At 69.3% G+C, this 12,911-nt stretch carries 16 protein-coding genes, 1 tRNA gene and 1 pseudogene; 4 read left to right on the top strand and 14 right to left on the bottom strand.

Going from position 1 to position 12,911, the window contains the following annotated elements:
- Positions 1-60: 60 nt before the first annotated feature.
- The 10 genes and pseudogenes from ACWDAS_RS28620 to ACWDAS_RS28575 all read right to left on the bottom strand — a co-directional run bounded on the left by ACWDAS_RS28620 (position 61) and on the right by ACWDAS_RS28575 (position 6,349).
- Positions 61-342, bottom strand: coding sequence for a hypothetical protein (locus tag ACWDAS_RS28620; RefSeq protein ID WP_450396563.1), 282 nt, complete (start codon positions 340-342; stop codon positions 61-63).
- A 1,440-nt stretch (positions 343-1,782) separates the two neighbouring features.
- Positions 1,783-2,193 (bottom strand): hypothetical protein, encoded by a 411-nt coding sequence (locus ACWDAS_RS28615; protein WP_450396560.1) that lies wholly within the window; start codon positions 2,191-2,193, stop codon positions 1,783-1,785.
- Positions 2,190-2,408: pseudogene (locus tag ACWDAS_RS28610) on the bottom strand (IS5/IS1182 family transposase); the annotation flags it as partial. The gene ACWDAS_RS28615 and the pseudogene ACWDAS_RS28610, both read right to left, overlap by 4 nt.
- 15 nt (positions 2,409-2,423) lie before the next feature.
- Positions 2,424-3,125, bottom strand: coding sequence for a zinc finger domain-containing protein (locus ACWDAS_RS28605; protein ID WP_450396558.1), 702 nt, complete (start codon positions 3,123-3,125; stop codon positions 2,424-2,426).
- The gene (locus ACWDAS_RS28600) at positions 3,122-3,595 is read right to left on the bottom strand and encodes a hypothetical protein (protein ID WP_450396555.1); all 474 of its coding nucleotides are present in this window, start codon (positions 3,593-3,595) and stop codon (positions 3,122-3,124) included. The genes ACWDAS_RS28605 and ACWDAS_RS28600 overlap by 4 nt, the downstream gene beginning before the upstream one ends.
- Positions 3,544-3,885 (bottom strand): hypothetical protein, encoded by a 342-nt coding sequence (locus ACWDAS_RS28595; RefSeq protein WP_450396552.1) that lies wholly within the window; start codon positions 3,883-3,885, stop codon positions 3,544-3,546. Before ACWDAS_RS28595 ends, ACWDAS_RS28600 begins: the two co-directional genes overlap by 52 nt.
- 259 nt (positions 3,886-4,144) lie before the next feature.
- Positions 4,145-4,396: a hypothetical protein gene (locus tag ACWDAS_RS28590; RefSeq protein ID WP_450396549.1), complete on the bottom strand. Its 252-nt coding sequence runs from the start codon at positions 4,394-4,396 to the stop codon at positions 4,145-4,147.
- Between the two features lie 66 nt (positions 4,397-4,462).
- Positions 4,463-5,611 (bottom strand): ParB/RepB/Spo0J family partition protein, encoded by a 1,149-nt coding sequence (locus ACWDAS_RS28585; RefSeq protein ID WP_450396547.1) that lies wholly within the window; start codon positions 5,609-5,611, stop codon positions 4,463-4,465.
- Positions 5,612-5,778: 167 nt separating this feature from the next.
- Positions 5,779-5,928, bottom strand: a complete 150-nt coding sequence (locus tag ACWDAS_RS28580; protein WP_450396544.1) for a hypothetical protein — start codon at positions 5,926-5,928, stop codon at positions 5,779-5,781.
- A 193-nt stretch (positions 5,929-6,121) separates the two neighbouring features.
- Positions 6,122-6,349: a hypothetical protein gene (locus tag ACWDAS_RS28575; protein ID WP_450396541.1), complete on the bottom strand. Its 228-nt coding sequence runs from the start codon at positions 6,347-6,349 to the stop codon at positions 6,122-6,124.
- Positions 6,350-6,834: 485 nt separating this feature from the next.
- Between ACWDAS_RS28575 and ACWDAS_RS28570 the strand changes: the two genes are divergently transcribed.
- Positions 6,835-7,581, top strand: a complete 747-nt coding sequence (locus ACWDAS_RS28570) for a hypothetical protein (RefSeq protein WP_450396538.1) — start codon at positions 6,835-6,837, stop codon at positions 7,579-7,581.
- Between the two features lie 17 nt (positions 7,582-7,598).
- On the opposite strand, the gene ACWDAS_RS28565 is transcribed toward ACWDAS_RS28570, so the two are convergent.
- Positions 7,599-8,561, bottom strand: coding sequence for a recombinase zinc beta ribbon domain-containing protein (locus ACWDAS_RS28565; RefSeq protein WP_450396535.1), 963 nt, complete (start codon positions 8,559-8,561; stop codon positions 7,599-7,601).
- A gap of 20 nt (positions 8,562-8,581) precedes the next feature.
- Positions 8,582-8,890 (bottom strand): hypothetical protein, encoded by a 309-nt coding sequence (locus ACWDAS_RS28560; protein ID WP_450396532.1) that lies wholly within the window; start codon positions 8,888-8,890, stop codon positions 8,582-8,584.
- 90 nt (positions 8,891-8,980) lie between these two features.
- On the opposite strand from ACWDAS_RS28560, the gene ACWDAS_RS28555 reads away from it, so the two are divergent.
- The gene (locus tag ACWDAS_RS28555) at positions 8,981-10,534 is read left to right on the top strand and encodes a tyrosine-type recombinase/integrase (RefSeq protein WP_450396530.1); all 1,554 of its coding nucleotides are present in this window, start codon (positions 8,981-8,983) and stop codon (positions 10,532-10,534) included.
- Between the two features lie 96 nt (positions 10,535-10,630).
- Here ACWDAS_RS28555 and ACWDAS_RS28550 read toward each other — a convergent pair.
- Together ACWDAS_RS28550 and ACWDAS_RS28545 are read right to left on the bottom strand one after the other, a co-directional pair.
- A tRNA-Arg gene (locus ACWDAS_RS28550) sits at positions 10,631-10,703 on the bottom strand.
- Between the two features lie 173 nt (positions 10,704-10,876).
- Positions 10,877-11,359, bottom strand: a complete 483-nt coding sequence (locus ACWDAS_RS28545; protein ID WP_450396528.1) for a MarR family winged helix-turn-helix transcriptional regulator — start codon at positions 11,357-11,359, stop codon at positions 10,877-10,879.
- 104 nt (positions 11,360-11,463) lie between these two features.
- Between ACWDAS_RS28545 and ACWDAS_RS28540 the strand changes: the two genes are divergently transcribed.
- Together ACWDAS_RS28540 and ACWDAS_RS28535 are read left to right on the top strand one after the other, a co-directional pair.
- Positions 11,464-11,874, top strand: a complete 411-nt coding sequence (locus ACWDAS_RS28540) for an organic hydroperoxide resistance protein (protein ID WP_450396525.1) — start codon at positions 11,464-11,466, stop codon at positions 11,872-11,874.
- 330 nt (positions 11,875-12,204) lie between these two features.
- Positions 12,205-12,834 carry a TetR/AcrR family transcriptional regulator gene (locus ACWDAS_RS28535; protein WP_450396523.1) on the top strand — a complete coding sequence of 210 codons (630 nt, stop codon included), beginning with the start codon at positions 12,205-12,207 and terminating at the stop codon, positions 12,832-12,834.
- Positions 12,835-12,911: the final 77 nt, after the last annotated feature.

Below are 12,911 nucleotides of genomic sequence, written 5' to 3'. Positions count from 1 at the left end.
GCCCCCGCGCCCTACGCCCGCCCACCCTAAGGGATCAGCTCGTGCACGTTGCTGCCGTGATCAGTCGTCGTCGCCGAGGACATCGTCCTCAGTCGGGGCGGTCGGTGCGCAGGTCGGGCAGAAGTCGCCGGCGAAGTCATTGCGCCAGCCCGCGGCAGCCGCCAACTCGGTCGCCTGCTCGGTGAGCTCGTCCGCGCTTGGGTCGGGGCTGAGGCCTTCGCTCAGCTCAGACAAGGAGTAGGTCAGGGACTCGATGCACGTGGTGCCCTGCGTGCCGTCGCATTCGATGGTGGCGCCGGCGGGGATGCTGCCGATGGCAGTGTCGGTAATGGTCATGCCCATCCGGTCACTATGCCAGGGCTGGGACCACAGCCCCGGGCGGCTCCGCGAAAACCTCGCGGCGAGGTTCGGCGACCTCGGCCCGTCGAACGGGTGGAGTCCGTGTGGCGCGAGTGGTAGCGCGGCCGAGACACGGTTCATTGAGGCGATTGTGGAAGACGGCAGTGGCCAGCACTCTGGTCCGCGTCGTGGGACCCCCCTCATCCGAGACCAACGCACCTTCACCACCGAGCCACCGCAACGTGGACTCACAGCGGCGTGACCTGATCGCCAAGCGTCACCGAAGCCCTTGACAAACACCATTGGGAATCAGTGACTGCCCGCGATCGGCGAAGACGGCGAGGATGTGCCGATAGACGGGGTTGTCCCACCGGCCGCCTACGTGTCATCCCAGACGAACACGACGGCTTGACTCTTCTTTGACACCACGAAGTTCATGCCTGACCAGCGGAAACCAATCGATCATGTTCGGTGCAACAACGGCTACTCAACGCGGACCGGAACGTTGCAACGCTCCTCTACCGGCACCCGTGACGTGCCGTTAGCATCTCTGGCCAGGAACCGTCCGATCGGGGAGCCGCGGCGTGGCACAGGATGGCAATACTCCCAGTAATGGAGCAGGCGGAAGCCAGGTCGACTCCTCGACCGAATCCTCACAGGATGGATCAACATCCCAGGGCTTCTTCCACTGGTCAGGATTCAACGCAGTTGGTGCAATAGCCGGGGCGCTGAGTGTGGTCGTTGGAGTGATTGCACTGCTCCCCGATAAGCCAGGAGTCCTACCTCCGGCGCCTCCGTCATCAACCAGTCCTTCCTCGTCCCCTCCTTCCTCGTCCCCTCCTTCCCCGTCCAAGTCCTGCCTGGTTGGCAGGTGGCGCCTGACCCAGTTCACCACAACGCTGAAAGATGGTGGGAACACCCTCGACTTGGCTCTAGCAGGCACCGGCCCGACCAAAACCTTCAACGCGAATGGAATAGGAGTCTGGGACACCTCTCCCTCCGGCCTGCGTTTGAAGATCGTCCGAACATCCCTCGGGGAGCTCGATGGCAACCTGGAGGTGAGAACATTCGGGCGGGCTGACTTCAACTACGAGGTAAGTGGAAATCAGCTACGAGTGGGCCAATACACGTGGCATAACAGCTCTGGCGCATTCTACAAGAACGGCCAGCTGGATAGACCTGCCACCATCCAGCCCGAAGCCGGGGTGGGAACGTCCGACTTCCTCTGCGCCGGCAGCTCGCTCGATATCTCCGACGACGAAGGAGCTCAGCACTTCGAGCGTATCGGGTAATAGGCCTCGACATCATTTCCCGGCGGGTCTGCGTCCGGGATGCAGACCCGCCGAAGTTGTCAGGGGCTTTTGAGAGGGCTTGTTGAGAGTTGATGTCCGTTTCGTTCTTGGGGTTGGGTGAAGTCGGCTGTTCGCCTGCTCCGACGCCGGGTTACGGGCGCGGTTGGGAGAACGAGCCCGGTTCGGTCTCGGCGAGGATGCCGCGACCGACGAGGCGCTTGAGCTTGGCGCGCACGCCCTCGATGCGCTTCGGCTCGAAACCGAGGTTCAGGGCTTCGCACAGGTCGCGGGCGCGCAGTGACTGCCCGCAATCGGCGAAGACGGTGAGGATGTGCTGGTGGGCGGGGTTCTCGGGCAGCTCCGGCCGCTCGTCGGGTTTCTCGGCGAGCCCGTCGGCCAGCGCCAGGACGGTCTTGTAGGTGACCTGTAGCTGCTCCACCTCCTGCTCGGTCTGGCGCAGGCGGAAGGGCAGGACGTCGATATCGGCGCGCAGGCGCTCCGCGCGGCAGGCGGCGTCCCGCCCGCACTGCGCGAGCCTGTCGAGCAGCGGTTTCAGCGTCATGCGCGCACCGCCTCCGGCTCGCGCCAGGTCGGAGTCGAGGCACCGGTCAGCCGTCGGCTCATCGTGTCGGTCATCGCCCAATACACCAGCGACTCCGACGAGGCCGGGCGGATCTCGTAGTCCCACACCAGCCTGCGGTGCAGTATCAAGATCCCGTAGGTCTGCTCCACGACCCACCGTACGGGCTGCGGGACGAAGCCGGTGTCCTTCGGGTGCGCTGCTGGCAGCGGTCAGGTGCTGCTGTCGTTGTCGACGTCGCCGCCCGGCATGGACAACACTGCAGTGTAGGTGCGGATACGCCGGTACTTCTGCTCGAAGGTGTGGCCGTCCCACTGGGCCCTTGGGTCGTCGGCGGGCACGCGCTGGACGTGGTCGAACAGGGACAGGTCGCCGGGCGTGACGTGCCAGCAGAACTGCCAGCCCCCGGCGCGCAGGAACAGCACGTACCAGCCGTCGCCGGTGTCGGGCGGGGCGGGAGCGATGACGGAGGGGTGAAGGCCCGCGAGCCATGCCGCGAGGTGGGCGCGTTCCCGGTAGGCGGCGTTCAGCAGCTTATCGAGGGGCCCGGCGGCGCTGATGTGGACGGCCCGCTGCCGGTGGGGGTCTCTGGTGCCGGTTCCGGTGACGGCGGCGGCCGCGAGGCGTTCGGTGTGCGAGCCGGACAGGGGCGGCCCCAGGCGCGTGACGCACCCGGACCCGGGAGGCGCCTGGCACACGGGACATTCGACGTCGAGGACGGGGCGGGCTCCGCCCGAGAGTCGGCGGGTGAGCTCGGCGACCTTGGCGGCAAGGCCGGCCTGACTGGCGACCAGGTGCTCCACGCCGGCGCGCAGCCGTTCGGACTCCACGACGCTGAGGACCCGGTGCCCGGTGTGGCCGATCAGGTGCCGCAGCTGGTCCAGCGTCGGCCGGTCCTTGCGCGTGCGGGTCACCGGCGTGCCTCCTGGTCGGCTTGCGTCCAGCGGCGCAGCAGGCGGCGGCGCTGGCCGTCGGTGAGCTGCACGGCCCGGTCGTAGACGGACACCACGCGGGCGGCGGGCGTGCACCAGGTCGGGAAGGGTTCCTCGGTGGACGGCTCCATCTCGCCGACGGGCTGCACGGTGTACAGGTCGCCGTACCAGGTCAGGGAGGCGTAGAAGCGGCCGTAGTCGCGGTCGGTGGTGATGTACACGCGGTCGGGGCGACCGGTGGGCGGGTCGATGGGCTGGCCGTCGAGGGTGGCGGTCAGGCCCTGGGCGCGGGCGGTGCAGACCGGGCAGCCGTCGAGGGAGCGCGGCGGGTGCGGGGTGATGAGGTCCCCGGGCCGAAGCCCGGGGACACCACCGTGGAAGTAGCGCAACGCTGCCTCGTCTACCGGTCGTTGCAGCGGCACATGCCCGCCGGGGTGCACCAGCTGCTGCACGAGTCGCACCAGACCGCGCCGGGCACCGGCGGTGTGCGCTCCTTGGGGGCGACGATCGGGCGCGGCCGGCGGGCGGACTCGGCGAGGTCCTGCTGGAGCTCGGCGAGGTGCGCGGCCGCGTTGGGGTCGGGGTCGAGGCGGGGCATGAGGCAACTCCGGGCGAAGGTTGGAGGGCGGCGGGAGGTGCCTCGTTCGGCGAAGACCTTCGCCGGCGGCCCGTACCGCTCCCGCATGAGCCGTTCGTACAGCTCGGGGTCGGCGGCGTGGTCGCTGCGGTAGGTCTCGATCACGAGGTGCCTCCCGGGGACGCGGGGACCCGCCCGGCCTTGCGGCGCGGGCGGGTCCGAACGCGGTTGCGTGGGGCGGCGTCCCCGTGCGGCTCCGCATGGGGCGGGGCCGGTGTCTGGCGGGTAGGGCGCGGGGGATTGCCACCCGCCAGACACCGTTGGGGGATGCCGCATGCCACGGCATTGCTGAGGGGCCGGTCCCGCGGCTGCGGCCGTTCCCGTTCAGCGAGCAGAACGTACCACGATCCAATGTTGTGGCACATCATTCGGGACCTGTGATCGTTCCGTCCGCCAGGCCCGGAAGCGGATCGGGGTCGGTCGGGACCGCGGCGGCGGCCGAGTCGCCGGGTGCGCCGTCCCACAGGTCGACGCCGAACATGGCCTCGGTGCCGCCGGCGTCGAGCTCGTCGGCGGAGAACAGGCCGCGCCCGGCCTGCGGCGCCTTGGGGCGGCGGCCGGTGAAGTCGCCGGGCTTCATGTGCCGCCAGTCGGGGCGGCCGGTCGTGTCGCTCACAGGGTTTCCCTTCGGTGGTGGGGACAAGGCCCGGCCCGCCCCCGGGTGGGGGCGGGCCGGTTCGGGTCAGGCCGTGGCCGCGGCGGCACGCTTGGCCGGGGCCTTGCGCCGCGCCGGGGCCTTCGGCTTGGCGGCGGCGGTCTTGGTCGGGGCCTTCGGCTTGGGCGTGGCGGCCGCGGCCGGGGCGGCGGGCTCGGCCGGCGTGGCGGGATCGGCGGGGGCTTGCGGCTCGGCCGGCGTGGCGGGGGCGGCCACGGCCTTGGGCTTGAGGCTTCCGTGCTCGGCGTCGGGGTTCAGGCGGGCGATCTCGCGGGCCTCGGCGTGCGCCTTGGCCTGCCGCACGTTGAACCGCGCCTTGGCAACGGCGTCGGCCACGCGGTCCATCTGCTCCAGGCGCTTGCCGACCTCGCCCTCCAGGGCCACGGCCAGCTTCATCGGGTCGGCCTTGCCCAACTCCTCCAGCAGGCCGAGGATCTGCTCGATCTTGTCGATGGTCGAGCGGGCCTTGGTGCGCTCGCGCTGCCGCTCCTCGCGCTCCTCGGGGCTCATGTCCTCCACCAGCATCGCGACGACCTGGCCCTGCTGCTGCTTGAGCGCGTACGCGAAGTGGACGAGCTCGTTGTCGCCGGCGAAGGCGCCCTTGGCCCACTTGGCCATGACCGCGCGCTGGTTGCCCGGGGTCAGGGCCGCGATCTGCACGGCGGCCTGGGTGCCGATCGCTCCGGAGTTGACGTGCTGCTGCACCTCGTCGGTCAGGTCCAGGAGGGCCAGGCGCAGCGACACGTACACCGAGGACTTGCCGAACTCCTTGGCGACGTCCTTGACTTCGGCGCCCTCCTGATCGTCGAGGATGCGCCGGAACGCCTTGGCCTCCTCGATCGGCGTCATGTCGGCCCGGTTGATGTTCTCGGCGACCGACCGCTTGAACCGCTCCAGGACGGTCAGGTCGTCGTCGGTGACGATGCACTTGATCTCGGTCAGGCCGGCGAGCTGGTGCGCGCGCCACCGGCGCTCGCCCGCGACGATCTCGTAGCGGGTGTGACGGGGGTCGTCCGCGAACTCGGGCAGCCCCAGGCGGCGGACCTCGATCGGCTGCATCAGGCCGAACCGCGTGATGGAGTCCGCCAGTTCCTGCAGGGCGGTGGGCTCGAAGAACTCGCGCGGCTGGCGCTGGTTGCGGATGATCTCGCTGATCGGGATGGTCATGATCGTCATGGCTCGCTCCAAGAGGCCGTCGTCGGGGGGGGCTTCCCGCCCCCTGCTCTCTTATTCTAGCGGCTCAGCTGATCTTAGGCCAGATTTTTCGGCCAAAACTTCGCAGGTCAGAGGGCATGCGAAGGGGCGGGCAACAGCCTTGCCCGCCCCTTTCGAATGTCAGGTCCTCAGCACACCTGCACCCGCTCCGCCCTCTGGCAGCAGCAGAGCAACTCCTCCTGCGGCTCCTCGTCGACCACCACGGCCAGCGTGCACAACACCGCCCCCGCTTGCCGGGCACCCAGAGGCGGGCGGCCCGACTGCTCGGCCTCCAACATGCGCCTCTGGATGCGCGCCGGATCGATTGCCACTTCGGCCCTCCCCTGTGCGGGCGGGATCCCCCCGCCCCCGTGTCACCGTGCACCGATCGCCAAGTCGCGCGCGTGGGGCGCGCGGCCGGCTTCTTCCCACCCCCCTGGCTGGGCGTCCGACCGTGGGGTCCGGACGCCCAGCCTGCATCCGCCTGACGAACTACCAGGTGGTGTCGGCGGCCTTGTTGGCGCGCACGCCGCCGTCGTGGGCATCGACAACGGTGTCCGTCGCGTGTGCGTGGACGGCCCAGGTCGTGTCACCGGCGAGGACGCGCCAGGTCGTGTCGTCGCCGACGGGGGAAACCGCCCAGGTGGTGTCGTCGCCGACGGGGGAAACCGCCCAGGTGGTGTCGTCGGCGACAACGGTGTCGGCCTGTGCGTGGAGCATCCCGGCTGCGGCAAGCCCCGTCAGCGCGGCAAGCGCAACGGTGGCGGCAACACGGACAGTACGGGTGAGAAGCATGGAAACCTCAGAGCTTCGTAGCAGCGGTGAGAGTGGCCGCAGCGCAGCGGCGGCGGCAACTGGGCCGCCAGGCTGTAGATGAACCGTTACACGCGGTGCGCATGTGCCATGGGCAACGATGTAGCGGGCCTGTGAAAAGATCAAGAAGAGCAGACGTCGGATTTTCACCAGTCCCACAACTCAGAGGTTGCAAGGTGCCACAAGTACCCGACCTGCCCGCGCAGGCTGCCAGCGCATATCAGCGCATACTCGACGGCGAAACCCTGCCCCCGGATACGCCGGGCCTTGACTCTCTCCTCGGTAATGGTCTGGTAGCCGCTTACCCGTACGCGCCGGACACCTATAGCGCGGTCGAACCCCGGAACGCCGCGCTGGGAATGCTGCGCATCCTGCACGCCCACCTTGAGCAGATGAACGCTTATGTGGGCGCGATGCCGGAATTCCTGGTGAACCTCCGCGACCGGTACCAGGTGGCCCGGCCCTCCAATAAGTCGATCCAGCGCCTGGTCGGCCGCACGCTCATCAACCAGCGCATCGCCGCCGAACACAGCGCCGCCAGCAAGGAGATCCTGGCTTCCCAGCCCGGACCCCGCCCCGCCGCAGACCTGGCCCAGTCCTTCGAGCGGGACCGCGACGGGCTGCTGCGCGGCCTGACCATGCGCACGGTCTACCACGGCTCCGTGCGCCGAGCGGCCGCCGTCGGCGACTGGGCGCGGAAGATCGCCGTAGCCGGCGGCGAAGTACGCACCGCCCAGGGCCGCTTCGCGCGCAGCATCGTCTTCGACCGCCGCGTGGCGTTCGTCCCCGTGTACACCTGCGACGACGAACCGCCCGGCGACGAGGCGGTCATGATCACAGACCCCCTGGTGGTCGGGGAGATCGCCCACAGCTTCGACCTGTTATGGGAACGCGCCGACCAGTGGGAGGGCCGACGCGAGAGCCCCGAGGACGGCCTGACCACCAACCGCAGCCAGCGGGACATCCTGCGCGAACTGTGCCTGGGCCGCACCCAGGCGCAGACCGCGAAGAACCTCGGCATCAGCTCGGCCTGGGTCAACAAGCAGATGGGGGAACTGCGCGACAAGCTCGGTGTGGGCACCCTGAACGAGGCCATCTACTGGTGGGCGACGTCCCCCGACCACGACGTGCAGGACTGACGCACGCGGCGCACCGACTACGCGGCAGCGGCGGTGCGCCAGGTCAGTGTGACCCGGTCGTCCACGTCGCGCACCCCGCGGGCACGCGCCGGGTACACCTGGACCTTCTCCAGCAGCAGCACGAGCAGGGCCCGCTTGGAGCGGGACGGCGCATGCTCCCACCAGCGGGCCAGGTCCTCGACCCCGCCCAAGGGCACATCCACGGCCTGCTCCACGTACCGAAGCTTGGAGCGGGCCTGCTTCAACTTCTCGCTGATGCTCCGGTCGGCGGCGACGAACGCATCCCGGGACACCTGGCCAAGGGCGTACGGCTCGGCCAGCTCGCCCCTCGACTTCTCCAGGTCGGTGATCTGCGCGCGCAGCTGGTCCGCCTCGGCGCCCATCTTCGTCCGCACCAACTCCAGAGCGGCCTGCGCGCCCGGGCGCGCCAGCTCACCGAGAGCATGCTCGCCGAGGAATTCCTCGAGCAACGCCCCGTTGATGCGGACCTTGCCGCATCCGCCGCGCCCCTCGAAGTTGGTCGGGCAGCGGTAGGACGGCGAGCCTGCGCTGGTACGGCCACCAGTCAGCTGCTGCCCACACTCACCGCACTCTGCGAGCCCGCCCGTCGCCAGGTACTCGTGATCGTCCTCGCGGGCCTGCCCACTGCGGACACTGCCACGCCGGCCCGGACGGTTCTCCTGCAGCCACCGGAACTCCTCCGGTGTGATCAGCGCCTCCCGGCCGGTCTCGCGCAGCTCGCTCATGTGGGGGTCCCACTCCAGTCCGGCGATCGCCGGATTGTCCAGCAGGCGGCCCAGCGTCATGGAAGTCCACGCGCCGCCCATGGTGCCCCGGTGGCCCTCGGCGGTCATCCAGGCCGCGACCTCGGCCTGCGACTGTCCTGCCCGGATGCGGCCCACGGCCTCGCGCACGACCTGCCGCTCATCTACGCGGACACGCGTCAGAGCTTGGTTGTCGAAGCCGTACAAGCGCGGCATGCCACCGTTCCCAATTCAACTCAGCGGCCCGCAGACGCCAGTCCCTGTCGCAGCGAGCCGACCCCCAATGCCTCCCACAAGGCTGCTGTGGGAATGCGTACCGTGCTCCCCATCGACAGCGTCCGCACAGGGAACTGACCGGTCTTGATCAAGTCGTACGCCTTGTTGTGGCCGATACCCAATGCGCGGGCCGCGGTCACGACGTTGACCGTCGCAGGCAGCGCCAGGACCTCGTCCAAGCTCATGCCGCGCTGATCGCCGGTCGGAATGCTCGTTGTCGCCATGATCGTTGTCGCGTTTCTCCCCCGCGCCAACTTGTGCCACACCATACACGTGCTCCCGCAAGAAGCAGCGTGTCCCGGCCACATTAGGGAAGAATGTGCGCCCACAGTGACAGCCAGGCGTAGGGGTGGGGGACGGTGTTCGAGGACAAGACGTACAAGCGGTGCGCCTGCAAGGGACCACTGGTAGGCGAGGACGGCAAGCCAGTCCTCGACACTGACGGCAATCAGAAGGTCGGTTCCCTGGAGAAGACCTGCCCCAAGCTCAAGCAGCGCGACCACGGCTCCTGGTACTACTCCATCGAGCTGCCCCCCGGCGCGGACGGAAAGCGCCGGCCACGCGCCAAGAAGGGCGGCTTCCGCACGAAGAAGGACGCAGCCACAGCGGCCGAGAAAGTGTGGAAGCTCGCAGAAGGCGGCGTCGACGTCCTCAGCGACGAGACGGTGGGGGAGTACCTGCGCCGCTGGTTCGCCAAGCGTGTCGACCTGAAGAAGTCCACCCGCAAGGGATACGAGGACTACATCGAGCGCGTCTTCATCCCCTACCTCGGCGGGATCAAGATGCTGTCGCTGCGCACCCGGCACATCCAGGCCATGTTCGAGAGGCTGTGGGCCGACAACGAGGTTCACGCAGAGAACCACGTCAAGGCGCACCAGGCCCTCGCGGCCGAGCGTGCAGCCCACGAGGCCTGGAAAGCCTCCACGGACCGACCCCGGCCCAAGAAGCTGCGGCAGGAATGGGAGGACGCCAAGGCCGCCCTACAGGCGGCGCGCGCCCTGCCATGGCACGTCACCGGGCCCGGCACGCAGACGAAGATGCTCAACACGCTCTCCGGCGCCCTGCAGGACGCCGTGCAGGAGAAGCTGATCTCCGAGAACTGGACGAAGGGCGTCGTCCTGCCCAAGTACGTCCGTCCCAAGCCGCTGGTGTGGACGCCGGCGCGGATCGAGGCGTGGTGGCAGACCGGCGAAAAGCCCGGCAAGGTCATGGTGTGGATGCCGGAGCAGACCGGCGAGTTCCTGGACGCAGTCGCCGAGCACCGCCTGTACCCGATGTTCCACCTGATGGTCTTCCGAGGGCTGCGCCGCGGCGAGGCGGTCGGCCTGCCGTGGGCCGAGACCGACCTGGCGATGGGCATCGTGCACATCAGCGAGCAGCTGGTGGCCGCCTCGTACGACGTGTGGGAAGACACCCCCAAGAGCGAGAGCGGCGCCCGGACGATCAAGCTGGATTCCGAGACGCGGAAGCTGCTGGAACTGTGGCGCGAGCGGCAGACCAAGGAGCGCGCCGATTGGGAGCAGAGCGCCAAGACCTGGAAGCAGACGGGCCTGGTGTTCTCCTGGGAGGACGGCGGCGCGTACCACCCGGAGTACCTCTCGCAGGCGTTCATGCGCCTGATCAAGAAGCTCGGACTGCCGCCGGTACGGCTACACGACCTGCGGCACTGCGCAGCAACCCTGTCCCTGGCGTCCGGCGTCCACATGAAGGCCATTCAGGCCCTGCTGGGGCACTCCTCGTACTCGCTGACCGCCGACACCTACACGTCGGTGCTGCCGCAGTTCGAGGAAGCTCAGGCCGACGCCCCGCTTGCTCTGGTTCCGCGAAAGTCGCCGGCGCTGCGGGAGGTGGCGCCCGAGTCGGAGACGACGGCGGAGACGCCCCCGGACGTTCCCAGGAATGATGCCGCCTGACGGCTCGTTCCCAGATCGTTCCCATACGACATCGCAAGGCCCCCCGGAAACCGACTCCGGGGGGCCTTTCGATGCTCTGACGCAGGTCAGACCATGTGCCCCAGGCAGGATTCGAACCTGCGACACCCGCTTTAGGAGAGCGGTGCTCTATCCCCTGAGCTACTGAGGCGGAGGCGTGGGACAGCCTAGCGGATGCGGCTCAGGGGTGGGTCGGCGATTACTCCGGGTCCGCGGGCCGCGAGGGCTCGGGCTCGGCGCCGGTGTCGGCGATCAGGCCGCGCCGGCTGCGGCGGGGTGGTGCGGCGGCCACGCCCCGGTCGATGGACGACGCCGCGCCGGGCGTCAGCCGCAGAACGGGCCGTCGTCGAGGTCGGCCCCGTCGAGGGCGGCGGTGAGCCGGTCGACGCGGGTGCGCAGGTCGTTGATCTCGTCCAGGCCGAGGCCGGTGGCGGCGGAGATGCGGCGGGGCACCTCCAGGGCCTTCTCGTGCAAGGCGATGCCCGCGTCGGTGAGGTGGACGGTGACGGAGCGCTCGTCGTCGACGGAGCGCTCGCGGCGTACGAGCCCCGCGGTCTCCAGGCGCTTGAGGAGCGGGGAGAGGGTGCCGGAGTCGAGTCGCAGGTGCTCGCCGATCTTCTTGACCGGCAGGGCGCCGTGCTCCCAGAGCACGAGCATCACCAGGTACTGGGGGTAGGTGAGGCCGAGGTCCTTGAGCACGACCCGGTAGACGCCGCCGAAGGCGCGTGAGGCGGCGTGCAGGGAGAAGCAGATCTGGTTCTCGAGCCGGAGGTGGTCCTCGGCGCGGGCGGGCGCGGTCGCGGTCATGGAACCAGGGTAGCTCGGCCGCCCACATTTGAGTTGTGTCCAACTTAGTTGTGTGCTCTACTTATGTCATCGAGATCGCAACCGATCGAAAGAGGACGGTTTCCATGGACGCGCTGTACACCGCTGTCGCCACCGCCAACGGCCGTGACGGTCGTGCCGTCAGCTCCGACGGCCAGCTCGACCTGGCGCTGGCCATGCCCCCGGCGCTCGGCGGCAACGGCCAGGGCACCAACCCCGAGCAGCTCTTCGCCGCCGGCTATGCCGCGTGCTTCGCCAGCGCCCTCGGCCTGGTCGGCCGGCAGGCGAAGGTCGACACCAGCGAGATCTCCGTGACCGCTGAGGTGACCATCGGCAAGGACGACACGAGCTTCGGCCTGTCGGTCGTGCTCCGCGCGGAGCTGCCGGCGGAGTTGGAGAACGAGACCGGCCGCCGGCTGATCGAGCAGGCCCACCAGGTGTGCCCGTACTCCAAGGCGACGCGGGGCAACATCCAGGTCGAGCTCGTCGTGGAGTAACGGGCCACCGGACCGCGTGGGGACGTGGTGGGGGCGGGGGAGCGGAAGGGTCCCGGGTGCGCGGCGGCGCCCGGGGCCCTTCCCGCGTTCGCGGGGCCGGCCGGGACGGGATTGCGTCCGTCCGGCCGTGCCGCGTGCCGCACCCGGGGCGGCGGATCCCTTCGGACGGACCCTCAGGTGCCGCCGAATCCACCCAAATTGGGTGTGATTCAGCTCACAAGCGCCAGGTGAAATATCCGGGGACCGCGTCCCCGTTTATGCCTACGTCGCACAAACGGGGACTCGCTCCCCGGAACCGCAGCATCGCGAGGGAAGAGAGGAGTACCCGCCATGGCAGTCGCCACCGCAAAGCTCCGCGCGGACGCCACGCGCAATCGCGAACGGATCATCGCCGCCGCCCGCGAGGTGCTCCTCGAGCACGGCGCCGATGCCCCGCTGGACGAGATCGCCAAGCGGGCCGGCGTGGGCAACGCCACTGTCTACCGGCACTTCGCCGATCGCCAGGAACTGTCGCTCCAGGTGGCCCTGTCGGTGATGGACCGGATCGCCGTGCGGGCCGAGGAGGCGCTGGCGCAGGAGCCGGACGCCTTCGACGCGCTGCGCCGCTTCGTGTACGAGGCGGCCGACGAGCGCGTGGGCGCGCTGTGCCCGATGCTCTGCACCGGATTCGGCGAGGGGGACCCGCGGCTCGAGGAGAGCCGCATACGTCTGCAGCACGCGATCGAGAACCTGATGGCCGCCGGGCGACGGTCCGGACGGCTCCGCGTCGACATCGGCGTCGGCGATGTGATGGTGGCGGTCAGCCAGCTGACGCGGCCGCTGCCCGGACAGCACTGCGGCAACATGGAGGGCTTCATCCGCCGTCATCTGCAGCTGTTCGTGGACGGTCTTGAGGCGCCGGCGCGCTCCGAACTCCCGGGCACCTCGGCCACTTTCGAGGACCTGCGGCAGTGCCGCTGAGCCCCGCCCGCCGATCGGGCGCCACCGCGTAATTCACTCGCCCACAACATTTCCGTTACGTACCGTAAGTCGTCTTC

It is taken from the genome of Streptomyces sp. NPDC001070 (genome assembly GCF_053598835.1).
The sequence above is the reverse complement of the archived record's forward strand: the minus strand, read 5'-3'. Positions and strand labels throughout refer to the sequence as shown.

What these genes read in the sequence shown, in the direction of transcription:
- ACWDAS_RS28620 (WP_450396563.1), bottom strand. Translation starts at nt 342, where the DNA reads ATGGGCATGACCATTACCGACACTGCCATCGGCAGCATCCCCGCCGGC.
- ACWDAS_RS28615 (WP_450396560.1), bottom strand. Translation starts at nt 2,193, where the DNA reads ATGACGCTGAAACCGCTGCTCGACAGGCTCGCGCAGTGCGGGCGGGAC.
- ACWDAS_RS28585 (WP_450396547.1), bottom strand. Translation starts at nt 5,611, where the DNA reads ATGACGATCATGACCATCCCGATCAGCGAGATCATCCGCAACCAGCGC.
- ACWDAS_RS28580 (WP_450396544.1), bottom strand. Translation starts at nt 5,928, where the DNA reads ATGTTGGAGGCCGAGCAGTCGGGCCGCCCGCCTCTGGGTGCCCGGCAA.
- ACWDAS_RS28575 (WP_450396541.1), bottom strand. Translation starts at nt 6,349, where the DNA reads ATGCTCCACGCACAGGCCGACACCGTTGTCGCCGACGACACCACCTGG.
- ACWDAS_RS28570 (WP_450396538.1), top strand. Translation starts at nt 6,835, where the DNA reads ATGAACGCTTATGTGGGCGCGATGCCGGAATTCCTGGTGAACCTCCGC.
- ACWDAS_RS28565 (WP_450396535.1), bottom strand. Translation starts at nt 8,561, where the DNA reads ATGCCGCGCTTGTACGGCTTCGACAACCAAGCTCTGACGCGTGTCCGC.
- ACWDAS_RS28560 (WP_450396532.1), bottom strand. Translation starts at nt 8,890, where the DNA reads ATGGTGTGGCACAAGTTGGCGCGGGGGAGAAACGCGACAACGATCATG.
- ACWDAS_RS28545 (WP_450396528.1), bottom strand. Translation starts at nt 11,359, where the DNA reads ATGACCGCGACCGCGCCCGCCCGCGCCGAGGACCACCTCCGGCTCGAG.
- ACWDAS_RS28540 (WP_450396525.1), top strand. Translation starts at nt 11,464, where the DNA reads ATGGACGCGCTGTACACCGCTGTCGCCACCGCCAACGGCCGTGACGGT.
- ACWDAS_RS28535 (WP_450396523.1), top strand. Translation starts at nt 12,205, where the DNA reads ATGGCAGTCGCCACCGCAAAGCTCCGCGCGGACGCCACGCGCAATCGC.